The organism is Synechococcus sp. BL107 (genome assembly GCF_000153805.1).
GTDB lineage: Bacteria > Cyanobacteriota > Cyanobacteriia > PCC-6307 > Cyanobiaceae > Parasynechococcus.
Window position 1 is genome coordinate 69,595 of sequence record NZ_DS022298.1, and the last position, 19,458, is coordinate 89,052.

20 protein-coding genes are annotated in these 19,458 nt (G+C 55.7%); 9 read left to right on the forward strand and 11 right to left on the reverse strand.

Features of this window, described 5'->3' with window-relative positions:
* Positions 1-8: 8 nt before the first annotated feature.
* The 4 genes from BL107_RS00370 (at position 9) to BL107_RS00385 (ending at position 4,285) form a co-directional block, all read left to right on the forward strand.
* On the forward strand, positions 9-1,655 hold the full coding sequence (locus BL107_RS00370; RefSeq protein ID WP_009788263.1) for an NAD(P)H-quinone oxidoreductase subunit 4: 1,647 nt from the start codon (positions 9-11) through the stop codon (positions 1,653-1,655).
* 64 nt (positions 1,656-1,719) lie between these two features.
* A complete protein-coding gene (locus BL107_RS00375; protein ID WP_009788264.1) occupies positions 1,720-2,091 on the forward strand; it encodes a lipopolysaccharide assembly protein LapA domain-containing protein in 372 nt (123 codons plus the stop codon).
* Between the two features lie 70 nt (positions 2,092-2,161).
* On the forward strand, positions 2,162-3,064 hold the full coding sequence (locus tag BL107_RS00380) for a segregation/condensation protein A (RefSeq protein WP_009788265.1): 903 nt from the start codon (positions 2,162-2,164) through the stop codon (positions 3,062-3,064).
* Between the two features lie 42 nt (positions 3,065-3,106).
* Positions 3,107-4,285 carry an NDP-sugar synthase gene (locus BL107_RS00385; RefSeq protein WP_009788266.1) on the forward strand — a complete coding sequence of 393 codons (1,179 nt, stop codon included), beginning with the start codon at positions 3,107-3,109 and terminating at the stop codon, positions 4,283-4,285.
* On the opposite strand, the gene BL107_RS00390 is transcribed toward BL107_RS00385, so the two are convergent.
* Positions 4,266-5,159: a methylenetetrahydrofolate reductase gene (locus tag BL107_RS00390; protein WP_156779473.1), complete on the reverse strand. Its 894-nt coding sequence runs from the start codon at positions 5,157-5,159 to the stop codon at positions 4,266-4,268. The genes BL107_RS00385 and BL107_RS00390 overlap by 20 nt on opposite strands.
* A 79-nt stretch (positions 5,160-5,238) precedes the next feature.
* Here BL107_RS00390 and BL107_RS00395 point away from each other — a divergent pair, with 79 nt between their 5' ends.
* Positions 5,239-5,517, forward strand: a complete 279-nt coding sequence (locus tag BL107_RS00395) for a helix-turn-helix transcriptional regulator (RefSeq protein ID WP_009788268.1) — start codon at positions 5,239-5,241, stop codon at positions 5,515-5,517.
* A gap of 201 nt (positions 5,518-5,718) precedes the next feature.
* Here the strand turns inward: BL107_RS00395 and BL107_RS00400 are convergent, their stop codons facing one another.
* The 8 genes from BL107_RS00400 to murJ form a co-directional block, all read right to left on the reverse strand.
* On the reverse strand, positions 5,719-6,225 hold the full coding sequence (locus tag BL107_RS00400; RefSeq protein WP_009788270.1) for a CYTH domain-containing protein: 507 nt from the start codon (positions 6,223-6,225) through the stop codon (positions 5,719-5,721).
* Positions 6,226-6,232: 7 nt separating this feature from the next.
* Positions 6,233-7,183: an NAD(+) kinase gene (locus tag BL107_RS00405; RefSeq protein ID WP_009788271.1), complete on the reverse strand. Its 951-nt coding sequence runs from the start codon at positions 7,181-7,183 to the stop codon at positions 6,233-6,235.
* Positions 7,184-7,201: 18 nt separating this feature from the next.
* Positions 7,202-7,531 carry an NADH-quinone oxidoreductase subunit NuoK gene (gene nuoK / locus BL107_RS00410; protein ID WP_009788272.1) on the reverse strand — a complete coding sequence of 110 codons (330 nt, stop codon included), beginning with the start codon at positions 7,529-7,531 and terminating at the stop codon, positions 7,202-7,204.
* 11 nt (positions 7,532-7,542) lie between these two features.
* Positions 7,543-8,145 carry an NADH-quinone oxidoreductase subunit J gene (locus tag BL107_RS00415; RefSeq protein ID WP_009788273.1) on the reverse strand — a complete coding sequence of 201 codons (603 nt, stop codon included), beginning with the start codon at positions 8,143-8,145 and terminating at the stop codon, positions 7,543-7,545.
* Complete coding sequence (gene ndhI / locus BL107_RS00420) at positions 8,142-8,774, reverse strand: NAD(P)H-quinone oxidoreductase subunit I (protein ID WP_009788274.1); 633 nt, start codon at positions 8,772-8,774, stop codon at positions 8,142-8,144. Before ndhI ends, BL107_RS00415 begins: the two co-directional genes overlap by 4 nt.
* Before the next feature lie 73 nt (positions 8,775-8,847).
* Positions 8,848-9,966, reverse strand: a complete 1,119-nt coding sequence (gene nuoH, locus BL107_RS00425) for an NADH-quinone oxidoreductase subunit NuoH (protein ID WP_198002347.1) — start codon at positions 9,964-9,966, stop codon at positions 8,848-8,850.
* Between the two features lie 27 nt (positions 9,967-9,993).
* Positions 9,994-11,184 (reverse strand): citrate synthase, encoded by a 1,191-nt coding sequence (locus tag BL107_RS00430; RefSeq protein WP_009788276.1) that lies wholly within the window; start codon positions 11,182-11,184, stop codon positions 9,994-9,996.
* A gap of 111 nt (positions 11,185-11,295) precedes the next feature.
* A complete protein-coding gene (murJ, locus tag BL107_RS00435) occupies positions 11,296-12,903 on the reverse strand; it encodes a murein biosynthesis integral membrane protein MurJ (protein WP_009788277.1) in 1,608 nt (535 codons plus the stop codon).
* A 68-nt stretch (positions 12,904-12,971) separates the two neighbouring features.
* On the opposite strand from murJ, the gene sfsA reads away from it, so the two are divergent.
* The 4 genes from sfsA (at position 12,972) to BL107_RS00455 (ending at position 17,314) form a co-directional block, all read left to right on the forward strand.
* Positions 12,972-13,745: a DNA/RNA nuclease SfsA gene (gene sfsA / locus BL107_RS00440; RefSeq protein WP_009788278.1), complete on the forward strand. Its 774-nt coding sequence runs from the start codon at positions 12,972-12,974 to the stop codon at positions 13,743-13,745.
* A 95-nt stretch (positions 13,746-13,840) separates the two neighbouring features.
* Positions 13,841-15,310: an ammonium transporter gene (locus tag BL107_RS00445; RefSeq protein WP_009788279.1), complete on the forward strand. Its 1,470-nt coding sequence runs from the start codon at positions 13,841-13,843 to the stop codon at positions 15,308-15,310.
* A gap of 102 nt (positions 15,311-15,412) precedes the next feature.
* A complete protein-coding gene (locus BL107_RS00450) occupies positions 15,413-16,612 on the forward strand; it encodes a 4-hydroxy-3-methylbut-2-enyl diphosphate reductase (RefSeq protein ID WP_009788280.1) in 1,200 nt (399 codons plus the stop codon).
* Positions 16,613-16,672: 60 nt separating this feature from the next.
* Positions 16,673-17,314, forward strand: coding sequence for a DUF1997 domain-containing protein (locus tag BL107_RS00455; RefSeq protein ID WP_009788281.1), 642 nt, complete (start codon positions 16,673-16,675; stop codon positions 17,312-17,314).
* A gap of 33 nt (positions 17,315-17,347) precedes the next feature.
* On the opposite strand, the gene BL107_RS00460 is transcribed toward BL107_RS00455, so the two are convergent.
* Positions 17,348-17,806, reverse strand: a complete 459-nt coding sequence (locus BL107_RS00460) for a DUF4079 domain-containing protein (RefSeq protein WP_009788282.1) — start codon at positions 17,804-17,806, stop codon at positions 17,348-17,350.
* 53 nt (positions 17,807-17,859) lie between these two features.
* On the reverse strand, positions 17,860-19,422 hold the full coding sequence (gene purH, locus BL107_RS00465; RefSeq protein WP_009788283.1) for a bifunctional phosphoribosylaminoimidazolecarboxamide formyltransferase/IMP cyclohydrolase: 1,563 nt from the start codon (positions 19,420-19,422) through the stop codon (positions 17,860-17,862).
* Positions 19,423-19,458: the final 36 nt, after the last annotated feature.

Below are 19,458 nucleotides of genomic sequence, written 5' to 3' on the forward strand. Positions count from 1 at the left end.
GGTAGTTCGTGATCGAGTTTGCAGTCGCCGGGCTGAGCGACCCCGTGCAAGCGACAGTTCCTTGGTTGAGCCTGTCGATTTTGGTGCCCATTGGCGGAGCGCTGCTCATCCCTTTCATCCCCGACCAGGGGGAAGGCAAGCAAATTCGCTGGTATGCCCTGATCGTCACCCTGATCACCTTTCTGATCACGGTTGCGGGGTATCTGACGGGTTATGACCCCAGCCTGAGCGGTCTGCAGCTCTTTGAACGCGTCAGTTGGTTGCCAGAGATCGGCCTGACCTGGACCGTCGGAGCCGACGGGCTATCGATGCCCCTCATCCTGCTAACGAGCTTCATCACCAGCCTTGCTTGCTTAGCGGCCTGGCCGGTGACGTTCAAACCGCGCTTGTTCTTTTTCCTGCTTCTGGCCATGGATGGCGGCCAAATCGCCGTTTTTGCCGTGCAAGACATGCTGCTTTTCTTCTTGGCATGGGAGCTGGAACTTCTCCCGGTTTATCTGCTACTTGCCATCTGGGGCGGCAAAAAACGCCAATATGCGGCCACCAAATTCATTCTCTACACCGCAGGAAGTTCCCTGTTCATCCTCTTGGCTGCTCTTGCCATGGGCTTTTTCGGAGGAGGAACGCCAAGCTTCGAATACACAGCACTGGCAGCGAAAGATTTTGGCAGTGGCTTCCAGTTGCTTTGTTACGCGGGACTACTCATCGCCTTCGGAGTCAAGCTGCCGATTGTGCCCCTGCATACCTGGCTACCGGATGCCCATGGAGAAGCCACAGCGCCCGTACACATGCTGCTGGCTGGCATCCTTCTGAAGATGGGTGGCTACGCCCTACTGCGATTCAACTGTGAGCTACTGCCAGCTGCCCATGCCCAGTTCGCACCACTGCTCATCGTTTTAGGAGTGGTGAATATCATTTATGCCGCCCTCACATCCTTCGCCCAGCGCAATCTCAAACGGAAAATTGCCTATAGCTCAATCAGCCATATGGGCTTTGTGTTGATTGGCATCGGCAGCTTCAGTGTTCTTGGAAGCAGCGGCGCGATGTTGCAGATGATCAGCCATGGGTTGATCGGTGCCAGCCTGTTCTTCCTCGTCGGAGCGACCTACGACCGCACCCACACGTTGCTACTGGATGAGATGGGCGGCATTGGCCAAAAAATGCGAATCATGTTCGCCCTTTGGACCGTTTGCGCCCTTGCCTCCCTTGCCCTGCCAGGGATGAGCGGTTTCGTCAGCGAGCTGATGATTTTTGCAGGGTTCGCAACCGACGAGGCCTACACCCTTCCTTTCCGCGTGGTGATTTGCGGCCTAGCCGCTGTGGGCGTTGTTCTCACACCCGTTTACCTGCTCTCGATGCTGCGTGAAATCTTCTTTGGAAAAGAGAAAGCTGAACTGGTTTCCCACACCAACCTGGTAGATGCCGAGCCTCGCGAGGTCTACATCATTGGCTGCTTGCTGGTTCCGATTATCGGCATCGGTTTGTATCCACGCCTGATGACCGATAGCTTCAGCAGCTCCATCGAAGCTTTGGTGAGCCGTGATGTGACCGCTATGGAGCAACTCACGAAACCCACCGCCCCTTTAATTCGAGGTCAATCAGCGGTTCCAGCCATCTTGCGCGCTCCGAACCTCGGCACGCCAACTCCTAAGTGACGTATCGATGCGGTGGCCTTATCGCTGGAACTTCTTAAGTTCGTTCGGCCGAGACGCCACATCCATGCGCCAGATCAATTTCGGACTGATCTTCGTTTTCGGGCTGATCACCGTGTTTTTCACCCTTGAAAACACAGCTCCCACCACTGTTCATGTCTTACCAGGGATGCAATACACCCTGCCTTTGGCCGGTCTGTTGCTGATGGTCGCCGGGATCGGTGCCGTATCCGCTTGGTTTTTCGCCACATGGACGGGGATGTTGAACAACGTTGATCAGCTGAGCAAAGCCACTGAATTTGAAGCTCAACAGGTTCGCATTCAAGAGCTGGAAACCGATCTCAATCGATATCGTTCCACGGTCGAGACGCAGCTCGGTCTGCTCCCCGCCACCACCGTGAGCAGCAGCGAAGCTGACACACCAACAGGAGACACCTGAAGGAGATCGTCATGCAGGGCTAGCCGAGCAGCGATGGGATCGATACCTTTCGCCTAGTGAAGGGGTTCCATTGCATCAGGCGGTCCCCAACGACGGTGCTGATGCCGGTGCCCGCCTCGCGATCCGTCTTCTTCAAGATGCTGCCGAGCGGGGCGATCTGGATCCTTGGGATGTGGATGTGATTGCCGTCGTCGACGGCTTTCTTGATCAACTCAGGCAACGCATTGAAGTGCCGCGTCAAATCGCAGCGGCTTTGGCGGGACGCGGTGGCAGCTATGAACGCGATCTTGCAGAAAGCAGCGAAGCCTTCCTGGCCGCCTCAGTGCTCGTAGGCCTGAAAGCAGAAGTTCTAGAAGCGAGCATGCTTCCACCGCCCCCAGACGTGGAGGAGTATTTCGAGGGCGACTTTGATGATCAGGGATGGCTGGATCCCAGCTTCGATTTACCCCGACGACCTGAACGTCATCTCCTACGGCGTCCGGTGGCACCTCCACCGCTGAGGCGTCCAGTGACGCTCGGGGAACTCATTGAACAACTCGAGAGCATTGCCGGGCAGCTTGAATCCGATGAATTAGAGATGCGCCGCCGTCAACGGCGGAAACGGTTCAGCACCCGTGACGCCATCGCTCAGGTGGCCAACTTGGCGCACCGCGAAAAGTTACCGGAAACCACGGCCGCCCTCGGCGTGTTTCTGAATGGCTGGGAAGACGCCCTGGATTGGGTGGATTTTGAAGGCCTCGTTCAGCGCTGGGGCCAGGTGGCTGCAGCTGATCTGGATCAAGACAGGGTGGGCGTGTTCTGGGCCCTTCTATTTCTGTCCTCGCAAGGCAGTGTGGAGCTCGAACAATCGCAATGGCTGCACGGACCACTACGGCTCAAACGAATCCCCGCAGCTGGCATCCCAACGCAATTACCGATTAGCAGCCTCCAGGTTGCGACCCCAATACCAGCGCCAACAGCCGTTGCTGCCTAAAATTGGTCTAATGTGCTGCCAATTCAGGAGCCCGAAACGCCAATGAAGGCGATGATTCTGGCGGCTGGCAAGGGGACAAGGGTGCAGCCGATCACACATGTGATCCCCAAGCCGATGATTCCAATCCTGCAAAAGCCAGTGATGGAATTCCTACTGGAACTCTTAAAGGAGCACGGTTTCACCGAAGTGATGGTGAACGTGTCTCATCTGGCTGAGGAAATTGAAAACTATTTCCGTGATGGTCAACGTTTTGGCGTTGAACTGGCCTACAGCTTCGAAGGACGGATTGAAGATGGAGAACTCATTGGAAATGCGATGGGTTCTGCCGGTGGCTTGAAAAAAATCCAAGATTTTCAACATTTTTTTGACGACACCTTTGTTGTGCTCTGTGGTGATGCGCTGATCGATCTCGATCTCACTGAAGCCCTGAAGCGGCACCGAGAGAAAGGAGCCATCGCCAGCTTGGTCACCAAGCGCGTTCCCAAAGATCAGGTGAGCAGCTACGGCGTTGTGGTGACGGATGACGAAGGTCGAATTTCCTCGTTCCAAGAAAAGCCAAGTATCGATGAGGCCCTGAGCGACACAATTAATACTGGTATTTACATTTTTGAGCCTGATATTTTTGAGCACATTCCTTCAGGGGTGTCCTTCGATATCGGCTCCGATTTGTTTCCAAAATTGGCAGCCTCCGGAGCTCCCTTTTATGCCATTCCGATGGATTTTGAATGGGTAGATATTGGCAAAGTTCCCGATTATTGGCAGGCAATTCGCAGTGTTTTATCCGGTGATGTGCGCCAAGTGGGCATCCCTGGCAAAGAGATCCGTCCTGGCGTGTATACCGGTTTAAACGTTGCCGCTAACTGGGACAAAATCAATGTGACTGGGCCCGTCTACGTTGGAGGGATGACCAAAATCGAAGACGGTGCAACGATTATTGGCCCCTCAATGATTGGGCCTAGTTGTCACATTTGCGAAGGCGCCACGGTTGATAATTCAATTATTTTCGACTATTCCCGCATTGGAGCCGGCGTTCAACTCGTTGAAAAACTTGTGTTCGGTCGTTATTGCGTTGGCAAAGACGGAGACCACTTCGACCTTCAGGAAGCCTCACTGGATTGGTTGATCACCGATGCACGACGCCAAGATCTTGTGGAGCCATCACCTCAACAAAAAGCGATGGCGGAGCTTCTCGGCACAGATCTCATGTCGTCAGTGAACTGATATTGGCTTGATCGAGGATTAAGGGGATCCGCTCCTCTGCCTTAATCGCCATGAGATGCACACCCTGCACAATCCCTAAGTAGGTGCGCACCTGCTCAGCAGCAATGGCAACGCCTTCCATCGCGGGATCAGATGCAGCGTCTAATCGCTGAATCAGGTGGTCTGGAATGCAAGCTCCTGGCACCACACGGTTGATAAACAGTGCATTTTTGGCCGACTTCAACAAAAACACCCCTGCCAAAACTGGAAGCTGAAGCGGCCCCGCCAGCTCCCGCTGGAACCGGTCCAACACCTGAGGGGCCATCACCATTTGGGTTTGGACGAATCGAGCGCCGGCGCCCGCCTTCCGCTGCAATCGACGCTGTAAACCACTCCAACTTCGAGAGTGAGGGTCGGCTGCACACCCTGCAAAAAGAGCCGTGGCTCCATCGGGAAGGTTGCCCTTAACGGGATCTTCACCCTGGTTCAGAGCCTCAACTTGCTGCAGTAATTTCACAGACTCAAACTCATTCACAGGTCTCGCCAAAGGCTGGTCGCCACTGCGGACGGGATCGCCAGTGAGACAAAGAAGATTGCGAATCCCCAGAGCATGGGCACCGAGCAAATCCGCCTGCAGCGCAATCCGATTGCGATCGCGACAGGCCAACTGCAACACAGGTTCAGCACCAGCCTCGATCAGGAGTTTGCAAGCAGCCACGCTGCTCATTCGCATCACGGCACGGCTGCCATCTGTGACGTTCAAAGCATGCACACGCCCCTGCAGATAAGCCGCCATGGCAAGCATGTGAGCAGGATCAGCTCCTCTTGGGGGCATAACCTCTGCCGTGAGTGCCTGCTTTCCGGCCTCAATTGCGCACTGGAGCGCCGTCGTCAAAGCCTTGTATCGCTTCAGCGCACCACTATGCAGGATTGGACTTCGGTCGGGACTAACATGCATCTAAAGAGGGTTGACTATGTCATCCGTCGATACAACTGATCCCTTGGACATTTCTCTGTCTGCCAGGGAGATCGAGATCATTCAGTTGGTGGCAGAGGGACTCACCAATCAAGAAATCGCGGATCGTTTGACCATCAGCAAACGCACCGTGGACAACCATGTGAGCAATGTATTCACCAAAACAGGTTCAAAAAACCGGGTGGCTTTGCTGAATTGGTCGATGGACAACGGAAAGATTTGTCGCGACGGTTTTAATTGCTGTGCGCTTCCAGATGCCGATCCCCACGAACCTTGATCGATGCAACGACGGGTTCCGGCAAAGCTTGAAGCGAGGAGGGAAGCAAGGCAAGATCGAATAAATTGGCGTATTCCATACAAGCTTCGATACTGCTTCCAACGAAGCGAAGCATTCCGGTTGCGTCGTAAAGACCGACCATGACTGGAGCTCTGCCCGTCTCGCTTAAATCTAAAGGAAATCTATAAATTGGTCCAGGGTTTACGCCAATCCATGCTGCAGCCGTTCCTCCAACGGCCATGACTGCACAGGATGTTGGGCTAAAACCGCGTTGGACCAAATCGATTCACCGGTGATTTCAAGGCCACACCAAGGCGGTATCACCACAGATTGATCCACCTGAGGGAGCTCCACTTCGGCCAAAACCAAAGGAGCATTCGCCCCAGCAAAACAATCCACAACCCATTCCCCCCCAGGGAGATCAAGAAGCCAACGGCTCTTCTCCAAGCGATGCGGTGCCAGTTGCCACATGGCCTCGGCATCATCCATAGGAATGGAATATTCAAACTCGTGCCGCACCAAGCCACTCTCACCAGCAGGAGCTTTCAGGGTGAGCCAGGCCTGGTCATTGCCCTTAATGCGCAAACGCACCGTGACCCCTTCAGCACTGGCTGCCAAGTAACCCTGCCGCAGAGGCTGCGCACTCCCCGCATGAGCTCGCCAAGTGTCTCCACACACCAAGAACCGTCGCTCAATCTCGAGAGCCATAGATCCGTCAGTTTGGTGAAGGCTGACTCGCCGTCAGGCTGCCTGCCCAATGGAGCTTATGGGTCAAAGTTCTGTAATACGAGGGACTTTGGTTCAACAACACCATCTGCGCATGATGGCGAGCTTGTTGAACAACACAGCACTCTCCCGGTTGCAAAACCGTGCATCCCACGCCATCTTTCCAAAGTTTGATTTGATGGCCTGCATCCCCTAATGGCCACAGCACAAGCCTGGAACGGGGTGGCACCACCACGGTGCGGCTTGAGAGGCTCATCGGACAAATCGGCGTAACAATGATGGCGTCGATGCCTGGATGCAAGATCGGCCCTCCAGCCGCCATCACATAACCCGTCGACCCCGTTGGGGTCGCCAAGATCAGTCCATCGCCCCGCACCTGATCCACCACCTCTCCATCAATCTCGAGCTCGAGCGTGCAAGTCGGAGAAATTTCGTCGCGGTAAGCCCGCAGATAAAAATCATTCAGAGCCCAATGGTGTTCCTCATCATCTTCAACATCGGGCTGCTGCAACACCGCCGGCCCCTCAGCACGCTCCGCGGCACAACGACGATCCACCATGGCCTGCAACATCATCCGCCGCTCAATCGCAAATTGATCGTCAAGCAAACGCTGCCAAACCTCATCACCCCGCAACACCCGTCGGTCGTGGGTAAGGAAGCCGAGATGACCACCCACATTGATGCTGAGGAGAGGAATGTCGTGGACGGCCAAGTGGCGGGCAGCACCAAGAACCGTGCCGTCTCCTCCTAATACAACCGCCAAATTGGGAAGTTCCCCCTCCACAGCGAGGAGCCCTGGGAAGGGATTGGCACGGGGGCCAGACATCGCCGAAACGACCTTGACACCTAAAGCCTCTAACTGTTTTGCACAGTGGCGAGCTTCACGTTGGGCCGGTTGACTGTCAGCCCGATAGATCACCCAGACCCGATCGAGACGCATGACCCATTAGGGGAGCAACTACCAGCGCAGCAGGTTGAACTGCTCCATATCGACGGTAACTCGGTTGCGGTAAAGCGACAGCAAAATGGCCAAACCAACGGCAGCCTCTGCAGCCGCAACGGTGATCACAAACACTGCAAACACCTGGCCGCGAATGAGATCGCCATCGACATAGGAGGAAAACGCCATCAAATTGATATTCACCCCATTGAGCATGAGCTCAATGCTCATCAGCACCCTGACGGCGTTTCGGCTGTTGATTAACCCCCAAACACCGATGCAAAACAACATCGCCGCCACCAAGAGGTAAGCCTGAAGGGAAGGAAGTGTGGAAAGAAGATCGTTCATGGGTATGGCAATCAAGACGAGCGGCGCTCGAGGAGAAGGGGAGTTCGTGCTTTTTCGATCAAGCCCTGATCGGCAGCTTCACCAGTGACCACGTCATTCGCCAACACATCGCGGCGGGCCAAAACGATGGCTCCAATCATGGCCATGAGCAACAGCACAGACGCCAACTCAAACGGCAGCAAGTAATCCGTGAAGAGGTGTTCTCCAATGCGAGCAGTGGCTTCTTCTCCCACCGCAGCTGGCCCAGGTAGGGACCAGGGTGTTGTCACGACCACGCGGACCAAGAGAGCTAGAAGGCCTAAGCAAACTCCCCCCGACACAATCCGACGGGTGGTGAGGTTGGCGATTGCTTTGAGATCTTCCCGCTTGTTCACGAGCATGATTGCGAACAAGATCAATACGTTGATGGCCCCGACGTAGATCATCACTTGAGCCGCCGCAACGAAACTGGCGTTCAAGAGCAGATAAAGACCAGCCACCGCCATAAACACTCCACCAAGGAGGAAAGCGGAATAAACAATGTTGCTGAGAAGAACAACACCAAGCGCGCCGGTCACGACGACAGCGGACAGCACCAGAAAACAAATCAGTTCCGTGCTTGTCGCAATAGTCATGCGTCCTCCTTCGAGACAGCCTTGGAGGATTGTCCCTCATCCTTGACTGGAGCAAGGGTTTCCAAGACTTCAGCAGGAAGCTTGCCAGCACGTGGACGATCAGCTGGAACGGTGTGGGGGTCCATTTCCCCAGCGGGCAGATACACAAGCTCCCGCAAGGGCTGGACTGATGGGTCTGTCGTCACGCTCGTGGGCAAACGACCAAGAGCAACGTTGTCGTAATTGAGACTATGGCGATCAAAGGCCGCCAATTCATATTCTTCAGTCATCGACAAGCAATTGGTCGGGCAGTACTCAACGCAATTTCCACAGAAAATACAAACACCAAAGTCGATGGAGTAATTCCGCAACTCTTTCTTCTTCGTGGCCTTATTCATCACCCAATCGACCACTGGAAGGTTGATCGGGCAAACCCTGACGCACACCTCACAGGCAATGCACTTATCGAACTCGTAGTGAATCCTGCCCCTATAACGCTCCGAAGGGATGAGCTTTTCGTAGGGGTATTGCACCGTGACGGGACGACGCTGCATGTGGTCGAAGGTGACCGCAAATCCCTGCGCCAAATTCCGGGCTGCATCCACAGCATCCCGGGTGTAGTCACCAACCTGTTTGAGGAATCCGAACATCGACAGGAACCAGGGGAAGGGTGATAACAGTCCTCAACTCCATGATGGCGGAGTCGGGGCGGGGAAGGCGGATTCAGCCGCCAAATGCCACAGGGAATGCCAACTTGAGAGCTGCCGTAACCAGCAGATTGACAAGCGCTAGGGGAAGCAGAAACTTCCAGCCCAGATCCAGCAGCTGGTCGATCCGAACCCGAGGCGTGGTCCACCGCAGCAGGATCGCAACGAAAACCAGAAGGTAAGCCTTCAGGATGGTCATCATGATGCCGACAGATCCTGTGATCACCTGAACAACAGGGGCATCAATGGGTTGATGGAGCCAGTCCGCCAGCCACTCAACAGGAATGGGGAAGCCCCAACCCCCCAGATAAAGCACCGACACCAAGACGGCCGAGAGCACCAAGTTGATGTAACCCGCCAAGTAAAACAGGGCAAACTTCATCCCGGCGTATTCGGTTTGGTAGCCAGCCACAAGTTCTTCCTCAGCCTCCGGTAGATCGAAGGGAAGACGTTCGCATTCGGCTAAAGCGCAAATCCAAAAAATCAGAAACCCAACCGGTTGACGCCAAATGTTCCAGCTCAGGATGCCGGCGCCGGTTTGCTGGTTGACGATGTCGACGGTGCTAAGCGAGTTACTCATCATCACGATGGCCAGCACGGCCAAAGCCAGAGGAATTTCGTAGCTGATCGACTGCGCTGCAGCGCGAAGCCCCCCTAGGAGCGAATACTTGTTGTTGGAGGCATATCCACTCATCAACAAACCAATCGGCTGCACGCTGCTAAAGGCGATCCAAAGAAAGATCCCAACACCAACGTTGCTGATTAAAAGGTTCTGACCAAAGGGAATAATCAGCCAAGACACGATCACCGGCACGACCACCAGGATCGGACCAAGGGTGAACAAAATGCTGTCAGCTCGCGCAGGAATGATGTCTTCCTTGACGAGCAACTTCAGGCCATCGGCCAAAGGCTGAAGAACGCCTAAGGCGCCGGCGTATTCGGGACCAACACGCTGCTGTACGGCAGCAGAAATTTTTCGTTCCAGCCACACCGACACCAACACACCAACAACCGCCGCCACAAGGACAAGCAGCATCGGCAGCGGCAACCAGAGCAACCGAGCGACCTCTGGGGAGAGGCCAAAACCCTGCATCGCTTGGCTAAAACTCAGTTCCAGGTCCAGTCCTGGGCTCACCATGGTGTCGACTGAAGTTTCCTCAACTTAATCGGCCGGAGACGCAGCTCGCTTCTCCATCGGGGTCCAACCACGCGGTTGGGCTCCCGAATAAATCTGAGATGGGCGAAAGATTCGGTTCGCTCCCAGTTGTTCTCGCCAATGGGCAAGCCAACCAGCCACGCGAGCGATCGCAAACACAGGCGTGAATAGATCGCGCGGAATACCGAGTTTTCGATACACCAACCCGGAATAGAAATCCACATTCGGATAAATGCCCTTCGGCCCGAGGCGAGCCATCGCTTCCTGTTCAATCGCCCGCGCAACGTCATACAAGTCGTCGTGGCCGAAGTCGTTAAACATTTCCTCCACAAGCGATTGAAGGATGACCGCCCGGGGGTCTTTCACCTTGTATTCGCGATGACCAAATCCCATGATCTTGCGCTTGGCAGCAATCGCCTCATCAAGGAAAGGACCCGCCTGCGCGGGGGATCCCACCTCCTCGAGCATGGCCAACACATCCTCATTTGCTCCACCGTGCAATGGGCCCGCCAAGGTGCCAACGGCAGATGCAATCACCGCATAAGGGTCGGTGAGGGTACTAGCCGTAACCCGGGCACTGAAGGTACTGGCATTCAAGCTGTGCTCCGCATGGAGCATCAAGCAGCGATCAAAAATCCGTGCCGCACGGGGATCAGGCTCCCGCTCAGTGAGCATGTATAAGAAATTGGCTGAATAGGCCAAATCATCTCGAGGCTGGATCGGATCCTGACCCTTCCGAATCAACTGAAACGCCGCAACCATCGTGGGGATTTTGGCGATTAATCGAACAACGGCTTTATAGATGTAGCCAGGGTCATCAATGGCCCTCCTGGAATAAAACAACCCCAGGGATGCAGCACTGGACTGCAGGGCATCCATCGGATGACCACTGGCTGGGAAGCACTTCATCATGTCCCGCACCCGGAAGCTCACCCTGCGATGCATTTGAACTTCATGCTCAAAGGCTTGAAGCTGATCAGCGGTGGGCAACTCACCCCAAATGAGCAAGTACGCCGTCTCTAAAAAACTGCTGTTAACGGCCAGATCCTCCATCGGATAGCCGCGGTAGGTGAGAAGCCCCTGCTCACCGTCGATATCGCAAATCGCAGACTTGGTGGCGGGCACACCATCCAAACCAGGTCTCAATTCGATTCCAGTCCGCGCATGGCGCAGGTCGCCACCTTGCTGCTGAGCCAACGCCTCGATGCCACTACAGGCAACCTAAGCGGCAGGATCGAACGGCCTGAATCTGTTGAGACCCATCGCCCCCAATGGCCTAACCCACAGGCCAAATCCATAGGGGAGAACTCAACGCAATCGCATGCGTCGAAGCACCATCGTTCCGATCTCCTGCACCTCCGCGACCCCGAACGCCGAACCCATGAGGCCAAAGAAGGCCAAACCCAACAGGCTTGGTATTCCGACGCGGGCTAACAAACCAAACCAACCCAAGGGCCAGTCCACCCCAAGGGACATCCCCCAAACGATGCAGCCGGTCAGAACACCCGCTAGAAGCAATCGCGTTATATCCATCCCCCAGGGGATCAGCGTCATCGCGGGCATGCGGCGTTTGAGCACCAGCAACAACATCAAGCAGGTCAGAACGTTGATGGCAACGGTGGCCAACACCAGGCCTGATGCACCGAAATTAAAGGGCGACTGATTCCCCCATGGGGTAGGACCACCCACCAACACCCAATCAAAGATCACATTGAGGCCGATTCCCGCCAGAGACAGACGGAATGGTGTTGTGCCATCTCCTAGGGCATAGAACACCCTGACCAACACATCACGTCCGAGATAGGCGGGCATCCCCAGCCCGTAAGCCATCAGTAATGCCGCCACCAACTGTGCAGCAGAGGAATCAAACGCGCCGCGTTCGTACACCAGGGCCACGATTGGAGTGCCCAGTGCGATGAATAAAGCTCCGATCGGAACCATGGAAGCGGTCGAGAGCATCAACCCCTGGCGAATGCGGGCCAGCAACTGGGGCTGATCCTCGGGAGCAGTCAAGCGCGCAAATGTAGGCAGCAAGGGCACCAACAACGCGTTAGAGATCAGGCCGAGCGGTGTCTGCACCAACAGGTTCGCGTAACCAAGACCCGCTGCCGCACCAACGATGCCTGAGGCAAAGAAAAGATCGGTGAACACATTGATTTGCAACATCCCGGACGACAACGTTGCAGGCCCCATCACCCGCCAAACCTCACGAACGCCAGGATGGTTCCAGTCCCACACCAACTTGAAACGAGCCAATCCTTGCCGCATCAACGCCGGCAGCTGGATGAGCCACTGCGCGAGGGCTCCAACCAGCGTTGCAGCCGCCAAGACAAGGCCACCAAGCATGGCGAAGGACGGTGCACCGATCTGTCCTCCGAGTTGCCACCAAAGGAGGCCAACACCAAGCATCAGCGCAAGGCTCGACATCAGCGGTGAAATCGCTGGGATCCAAAACTCATCGGCGGCATTGAGCGAACCAAAACCCAGACCAATCAGCCCGGCCAAGAACGCCATCGGTGCCATGACTTGCAACTGCACAACCGCAATCTCATGCAATTGCGGACTCAGGCCGGGGCCGACCAACGTGATCAAGGGATCAGCTGCGAGCACCAACAAAACAGTGACCACAAGAAGAAGCGCGCTAACCGTGGTGTTCAGAGCAGCAAGAATGTGCGCACCCTCCTCCCGTGGTCGCCGACTGAGAACACTCACCATGGCGCTATGAAACGGCCCATTGATGCCCCCGAGGAGGATCAATAAAAAGCCCGGCAAGACGTAGGCGTAGTTGTAGGCGTCATAAGCAGCACCCACACCAAAAGCGGCTGCAATCACAAGCTGTCGGACCAACCCTCCCGCCTTGCTGAGCAGGGTGCCAAGGGTGACCACCAATGCAATGCCCTTCAGTGAACGCGCCATTGAGGCCTTAGCGATGGCCGCATTGTGGGGGCGTATCGGGGCAGCATGGGGAGACATCGGCTAGCGCCATGACCGGCCTTCCCCCCTTGGGCATGCCCTTGCTGGAGTTCGAAACGCTGCAAGAGGGTGTTCTTATCAAGCGATACAAACGGTTTCTGGCAGACATTGAACTCAGCAATGGAGAGCTCGTAACCGCCCACTGCGCGAACACAGGCCCGATGACGGGCGTTCTTATCCCAGGGCAACGGGTACGCCTAAGGCATGCGCCATCACCCAAGCGCAAGCTGGCCTGGACCTGGGAGCAAGCGGAGGTTCCTGGCGCTGATGGTCAGCCGTGCTGGGCCGGTATCAACACAGCCCTCCCGAATCGATTGATCCGAGCCACGGTCGAAGCCGGATGCCTATCCGAGCAGTTGGGAGCCATCGGCAACATCCGTGCTGAGGTGCCCTATGGGACCAACCGTCGAAGCCGGATTGATTTGTTGCTGACTCCAGCTGAGAACAATCCCGATCAGCGCCTGATCTACCTCGAAGTGAAAAACACAACCTGGACCGACGGAACCACGGCCCTGTTTCCAGACACCGTGACGGAGCGCGGCCAAAAACATTTGGTGGAATTGATGGGTGTGATTCCAAACGCAAGAGCCGTTTTGGTTCCTTGTTTAAGTCGTCCTGATGTGATGGATTTCGCACCAGGCGACGAGGCAGACCCGCGCTATGGCTCGCTATTTCGCGATGCATTAGTCGCAGGCGTTGAAGTTCTTCCCTGCTGTTTTCGTTACCAATCCAACGAAATCAGCTGGCAAGGAATCCGTCCGGTCAAGAAATTTCAGAATCTGTAGCAATAGGAACACTTATTGGCGAAAGCAGGCGACAACTTGTACAAGTTCGTGGGGATACACCTCCACGTTTTTCCGCAGTTTTTGCTCTCTCGCTCATGACAACTGCCTATCAATCGCCACCGTTGCGAAAGCGTAAAACGCTTCAAGAAGCAAGTCTTTTGAACGGTCCCATGCTGCTGCTTAACAGCATCAGGGGATTCAGCTCCAACCGCGCCGCCATCTGGCTCGCTTGCGCACCGCTGGCATTGCTTGGCCTCGGCATCTTTACCTTGTCGGCCAAGGCTGAAGAGCTTCCTGAACTATCAGCAGCTTTTCTCGCTAACAATCTTTGGCTGTTGGTCGCCACAATCCTGGTGATCTTCATGAATGCCGGCTTCGCCATGGTCGAAGCCGGCATGTGTCGTCAGAAAAACGCCGTCAATATCCTCGCCAAAAACCTGTTCGTATTTGCCCTCGCGGTGACCGCCTATTGGTTTGTGGGCTACTCCTTCATGTATGGCGATGCTGCGATCGACGGCTGGCTGTACTTCGCAGGATTCTTCTTCGATCCAGCCGTTACCGCTGAAACCATCAGTGAAGCTGGCCTTGTGCCAACGGTTGATTTCCTCTTTCAAGCCGCGTTTGCTGGCACAGCTGCCACCATCGTTTCCGGCCTGGTAGCCGAGCGAATCAAGTTCGGCGAGTTTGTGATCTTTGCCCTCGTGCTCACCGCCTTCATTTATCCAGTTGCCGGCAGCTGGGAATGGAACGGTGGTTGGCTCAACAGCATCGGCAACAAGGAATTCATCGATTTCGCCGGTTCCTCAATCGTGCACTCCGTGGGTGCCTGGGCTGGTTTGGTAGGCGCCATGTTGCTTGGTCCCCGCATCGGTAAATACGTCGGCGGAAAAGCGCAAGCCATTCCCGGCCACAACATGTCGATTGCGACACTTGGTTGCCTGATCCTTTGGATTGGTTGGTATGGCTTCAATCCTGGATCCCAACTCGCGATGGACCAGTGGGTGCCTTACGTCGCTGTTACCACCACCCTGGGTGCAGCTGGTGGTGCCATTGGCGCCACGGTGATCTCCACGATCACCTCTAAAAAGCCTGATCTCACCATGATCATCAATGGCATCTTGGCCGGTCTCGTCAGCGTGACCGCCGGTTGCGGCAACCTCACACTGGCGGGCTCATGGGTGGCTGGATTGGTGGGCGGCATCATCGTGGTGTTCGCCGTTTCGGCCCTCGACAACGCTGGAATTGACGATCCTGTCGGCGCCTTCTCCGTCCACGGCGTGTGTGGCGTGTGGGGCACTGTGGTGATCGGCCTTTGGGGCTTTGATGTTCAGGGCGACGGTTCCCCTCTCGGCCTTCTCGTTGGTGGTGGCATTGAGCAGCTCGGCATCCAGGCCTTGGGCGCTGGTGCTTACGCCATCTGGACCGTGGTTACCTGCTTCATTGCTTGGAAGATCATCGGCGCCCTCTTCGGCGGCATTCGTGTCACCGAACAGGAAGAAACCGAAGGCCTCGACATCGGCGAACACGGAATGGAGGCCTACGCAGGTTTCTCCACCACGAATTAAGTCCTCAAGAAGGATTTCCTTCAGCCCGGCCCACCGGCCGGGCTTTTTTATGCCCTGAATCCCCCGCAGGCCCCATAGAGTTAGTTCATCACAGCGCCCGCCATGGACACCCACGCCTTCAAGCGCTCCCTCCACCACTCAGAGCGATACAACCGGCGCGGGTTCGGGCGAGCCGAAGAAGTAGCCGAAAACCTTGAGCAGGCCTATCAAAGCGGACTCATCGGCACGATTCGCGATAACGGCTACAAGCTCACCCATGGACGCCTCAATGTTCACTTGGCCGAAGCATTTGGCTTCTGCTGGGGCGTCGAACGGGCCGTCGCGATGGCCTACGAGACGCGGCGCCATTACCCAAGCGAGCGGTTGTGGATCACCAACGAAATCATCCACAACCCCTCCGTCAACGATCATCTGCGCGAGATGGACGTTTTGTTTATTCCGGTTGAGAAGGGGGTGAAAGATTTTTCAGGAGTCACGTCCGGCGACGTTGTGATTCTTCCCGCCTTCGGGGCCACCGTTCAGGAAATGCAACTGCTCAATGAACGGGGTTGCCACATCGTGGACACCACTTGTCCATGGGTCTCCAAAGTGTGGAACACCGTGGAGAAGCACAAGAAGCACACCTTCACCTCCGTCATCCACGGCAAGGTGAAGCACGAAGAGACCCTGGCGACCAGCTCATTTGCCGGAACCTACCTCGTGGTTCTGGATCTCGAAGAAGCCCAGATCGTTGTTGATTACATCCTCGGCAAAGGAGATCGCGAAGCATTCATGCAGCGTTTCGCCAAAGCATGTTCAGAAGGATTTGATCCAGACCGTGACCTGGAGCGACTCGGTGTCGCTAACCAAACCACCATGTTGAAGAGTGAAACCGAAGAGATCGGCCGCATGTTCGAGCGCACCATGCTCAGCAAGTACGGCCCCACTGATCTAAACGAGCATTTCTTGGCGTACAACACCATTTGTGATGCCACACAAGAGCGGCAAGACGCCATGTTCTCCCTCGTTGACGAGCCCTTAGACCTGTTAGTGGTGATCGGGGGCTTCAATTCGTCTAACACCACCCATCTGCAGGAAATCGCCGTCAGTCGTGGCATCCGATCGTTCCATATCGATACGCCTGACAGGATCGACGAAACAATCAACTCCATTGAACACAAACCTCTGTCCGAGGATTTGAAACGCGATCAAGTCTTTCTGCCAGCTGGGCCTGTGACCGTAGGAATTACGTCTGGAGCATCTACTCCAGATCGAGCGGTGGAAGCCGTCATCGAAAAGTTGATGCGCCTCAGCGAAAACTGACGCCAATCAGCTTTACATTGGTTCATCTTTCCCTGGTCTTGCACCAGCCAACTCTCGATTTTGTTGCTCTTGTCGCGCACCGACACCGTCAATTTGCGTCATGAAAATGACCCCCAGGTGCGCTGCTACCGGAGCGAGTTCTCCGATCAGATGGAGATGATGTCGGCAAGCGACCAAGTCGAGGAGTACTTAGATCGCCACCAGGGCTGGTTCGAACGCTGTGCCGCTCCGATGCGAGTGCATCCGATCGACGCCCAGTCCTACGACCTCACCCTCGGAAAATTTGGGAACTTCGGGTTCGAAGTTGAGCCCACCATTGCCCTACGACTCCTGCCCCAACACAAGGGCATCTATCGAATCGAAACCATCCCATCGACCCCCAAAGCGCAAGACCTAAGAGAGCACTACGACGTTGACTTTCAAGCCAGCATGCACCTCATACCCCTGGAGGAGAGTGGTGATGAACCCAATCCCAAGGGGCAAGTCGGTACGTCGGTTCAATGGGATCTTGATTTGTCCGTTTGGATACGTCTGCCAAAAGTGATCACCATGCTTCCGGACAATCTTGTGCAATCCAGCGGTGACCACCTGCTCAAGCAGATCGTGCGTCAGATCTCGCGGCGACTGACCTGGAAAGTGCAAGAAGACTTCCACGCTTCCCATGACTTGAGCTGCCCGCCTCGACGACGAGCAGCGTTCTAACCACAAACAGGACTCAACGAACGCAAAGGTTTTTTAACGGCTCGTCCAAATCTTGTTGACGATCTCCATACCACTGAAGGCCTGCCAAAGAAACAGGGTGAGCATTCCCATGTTCAGGCCAACGTGGACCTTGCGAGCAATCACATTTCCCCGCTGCATCAGTGGGGAAAGCGAGGCCGCGACTGCCAGCATTCCTGTCATCGCTAAGCCCACCAGGAGGTGAGGGCCAACAAACAACTTGTCGTTGTTGAGGTAAGTCACCGCCATTCCACCCAGGGTTGCGAGCGTCATCAACGCCAAAAGGATGCTTCCCCAGAGGTAATGGCGCTGAGCGAATTTCTTGGGCACAAGAAGCTTGCGCTGCTCGGGAGTCCCGGTTCGAGTTCTCTTGACCTTGATGCCGAGATAGAGCGCCCAACCACCGGTTGCCAACAAACTCCACTCCATCAATGGGTGGGCGAAATTCAACGTGAATGGGAGGGTGGCCAGCATTGAAGGTGTAACGGCTCTGCCGCGAGGCTAAGAGTCCACGGGACCCCCCCACCTCAGTGGAGGAAGTGTCGACGGCCTGTTAAGAGCATTGCGAGCCCAAGTTCGTCACAGGCCTTGATCGAATCCGCGTCGCGCAAGCTGCCACCTGGATGAATCACAGCCGTGATTCCATGGCTGGCTGCCAAACGAACGGTGTCGTCAAACGGGAAGAATCCATCACTGGCCAGCACTGCCCCTGTGGCTTGATCCCCAGCCGCATCAAGCGCGAGGCGCGCCGAACCAACCCGGTTCATTTGACCAGCCCCTATACCCAAGCTCTGTCCCTTGGAGGCGACCACGATGGCGTTAGACCGCACATGACGCACCAGTCGCCAAGCAAACTCCAAATCCAGCTGCTCTTGGGAAGAGGGAGGCCGCTGACTCGCCACGGTCCACTCGCTTGGTGTAATCGCTTGATCGTCGAGGTCTTGAACCAGTAATCCACCGAGAATGCTGCGGACGTGGTCTGGGCCCGCCGCATCGATCGCTGCAGGCTGGAGCTCTAACAAACGCAAATTCGCTTTGGCGGAAAGAATCTCTCTGGCTTCTGGAGAAAAGCTTGGCGCCACGACGCATTCCAAAAACAAGCTTTTCAATTCCCCTGCCGCTGCAGCGCTCACCAGGCCATTGATGGCGACAATTCCCCCAAAGGCACTGACGCGATCAGCATCCAAGGCCCTTGTGAGTGCGGTCGACACATCCGAACCGATGGCAACACCGCAGGGGTTGGTGTGTTTCACCACCACCGCGGCTGGCTGAACAGCCGGCTCAGCTCCATCAGAGCCGTAGCCGAACTCCCGCACCATGGCGAGAGCAGCTTCGAGATCCAACAGATTGTTCGTGCTCAGTTCCTTACCTTGCAGCTGAATCGCACCGCCCCAACCCTGCTCGGCATGGCTGAACCAACGAGCTTTCTGATGAGGGTTCTCGCCATAGCGGAGGGCTTGACGCAAAGGGACTGCCTCAAGCCAAGGTGATGCTTCCGCGGCCACCGCCTGAGCCATCCAGCGGCTGATAGCGGTGTCGTAAGCCGCGGTGTGCTGGAAGGCTTCAAGGGCAAGTTGACGGCGTAATGCAGCCGGCACTTCACCACCGGCCTGAGCCATCGCTTCAAGCAAACGGTCGTACTGATCTGGGCTGGTCAGAACAGCAACGTCTGCATGATTTTTTGCGGCAGAACGCACCATGGTGGGCCCACCAATATCAATGTTCTCGATCGCTTGATCCCAGGTGACATCAGCCTTGGCCACTGTTTCCCGGAAGGGATACAGATTCACGACCACCACATCAATCAACTTGATCTTTTGTTGTTCAAGATCTTCTTGATGGGCCGCATCACCACGCTTGGCCAAAATTCCACCGTGAACACGGGGATGCAGTGTTTTGACGCGGCCACCCAAAATCTCAGGGGCCCCGGTGTACTCGGAAACACGGGTAACCGGAAGACCAGCCTGCTCAAGCACCTTGGCGGTGCCACCACTGGAGAGCAATTGATAGCCATGGATTCGATGCAGAGCCTCGGCCAACGGCAAAAGCCCAGATTTGTCGGACACACTCAGCAGAGCGACAGGAGCCATCAGGCGACATGACTAAGTCTTGAGCCAACCTACGCA

What these genes read in the sequence shown, in the direction of transcription:
- sfsA (WP_009788278.1), top strand. Translation starts at nt 12,972, where the DNA reads ATGACCGGCCTTCCCCCCTTGGGCATGCCCTTGCTGGAGTTCGAAACG.
- BL107_RS00450 (WP_009788280.1), top strand. Translation starts at nt 15,413, where the DNA reads ATGGACACCCACGCCTTCAAGCGCTCCCTCCACCACTCAGAGCGATAC.
- BL107_RS00445 (WP_009788279.1), top strand. Translation starts at nt 13,841, where the DNA reads ATGACAACTGCCTATCAATCGCCACCGTTGCGAAAGCGTAAAACGCTT.
- BL107_RS00375 (WP_009788264.1), top strand. Translation starts at nt 1,720, where the DNA reads ATGCGCCAGATCAATTTCGGACTGATCTTCGTTTTCGGGCTGATCACC.
- purH (WP_009788283.1), bottom strand. Translation starts at nt 19,422, where the DNA reads ATGGCTCCTGTCGCTCTGCTGAGTGTGTCCGACAAATCTGGGCTTTTG.
- BL107_RS00395 (WP_009788268.1), top strand. Translation starts at nt 5,239, where the DNA reads ATGTCATCCGTCGATACAACTGATCCCTTGGACATTTCTCTGTCTGCC.
- ndhI (WP_009788274.1), bottom strand. Translation starts at nt 8,774, where the DNA reads ATGTTCGGATTCCTCAAACAGGTTGGTGACTACACCCGGGATGCTGTG.
- BL107_RS00385 (WP_009788266.1), top strand. Translation starts at nt 3,107, where the DNA reads ATGAAGGCGATGATTCTGGCGGCTGGCAAGGGGACAAGGGTGCAGCCG.
- BL107_RS00460 (WP_009788282.1), bottom strand. Translation starts at nt 17,806, where the DNA reads ATGCTGGCCACCCTCCCATTCACGTTGAATTTCGCCCACCCATTGATG.
- nuoK (WP_009788272.1), bottom strand. Translation starts at nt 7,531, where the DNA reads ATGAACGATCTTCTTTCCACACTTCCTTCCCTTCAGGCTTACCTCTTG.
- murJ (WP_009788277.1), bottom strand. Translation starts at nt 12,903, where the DNA reads ATGGCGCGTTCACTGAAGGGCATTGCATTGGTGGTCACCCTTGGCACC.
- BL107_RS00400 (WP_009788270.1), bottom strand. Translation starts at nt 6,225, where the DNA reads ATGGCTCTCGAGATTGAGCGACGGTTCTTGGTGTGTGGAGACACTTGG.
- BL107_RS00405 (WP_009788271.1), bottom strand. Translation starts at nt 7,183, where the DNA reads ATGCGTCTCGATCGGGTCTGGGTGATCTATCGGGCTGACAGTCAACCG.
- BL107_RS00415 (WP_009788273.1), bottom strand. Translation starts at nt 8,145, where the DNA reads ATGACTATTGCGACAAGCACGGAACTGATTTGTTTTCTGGTGCTGTCC.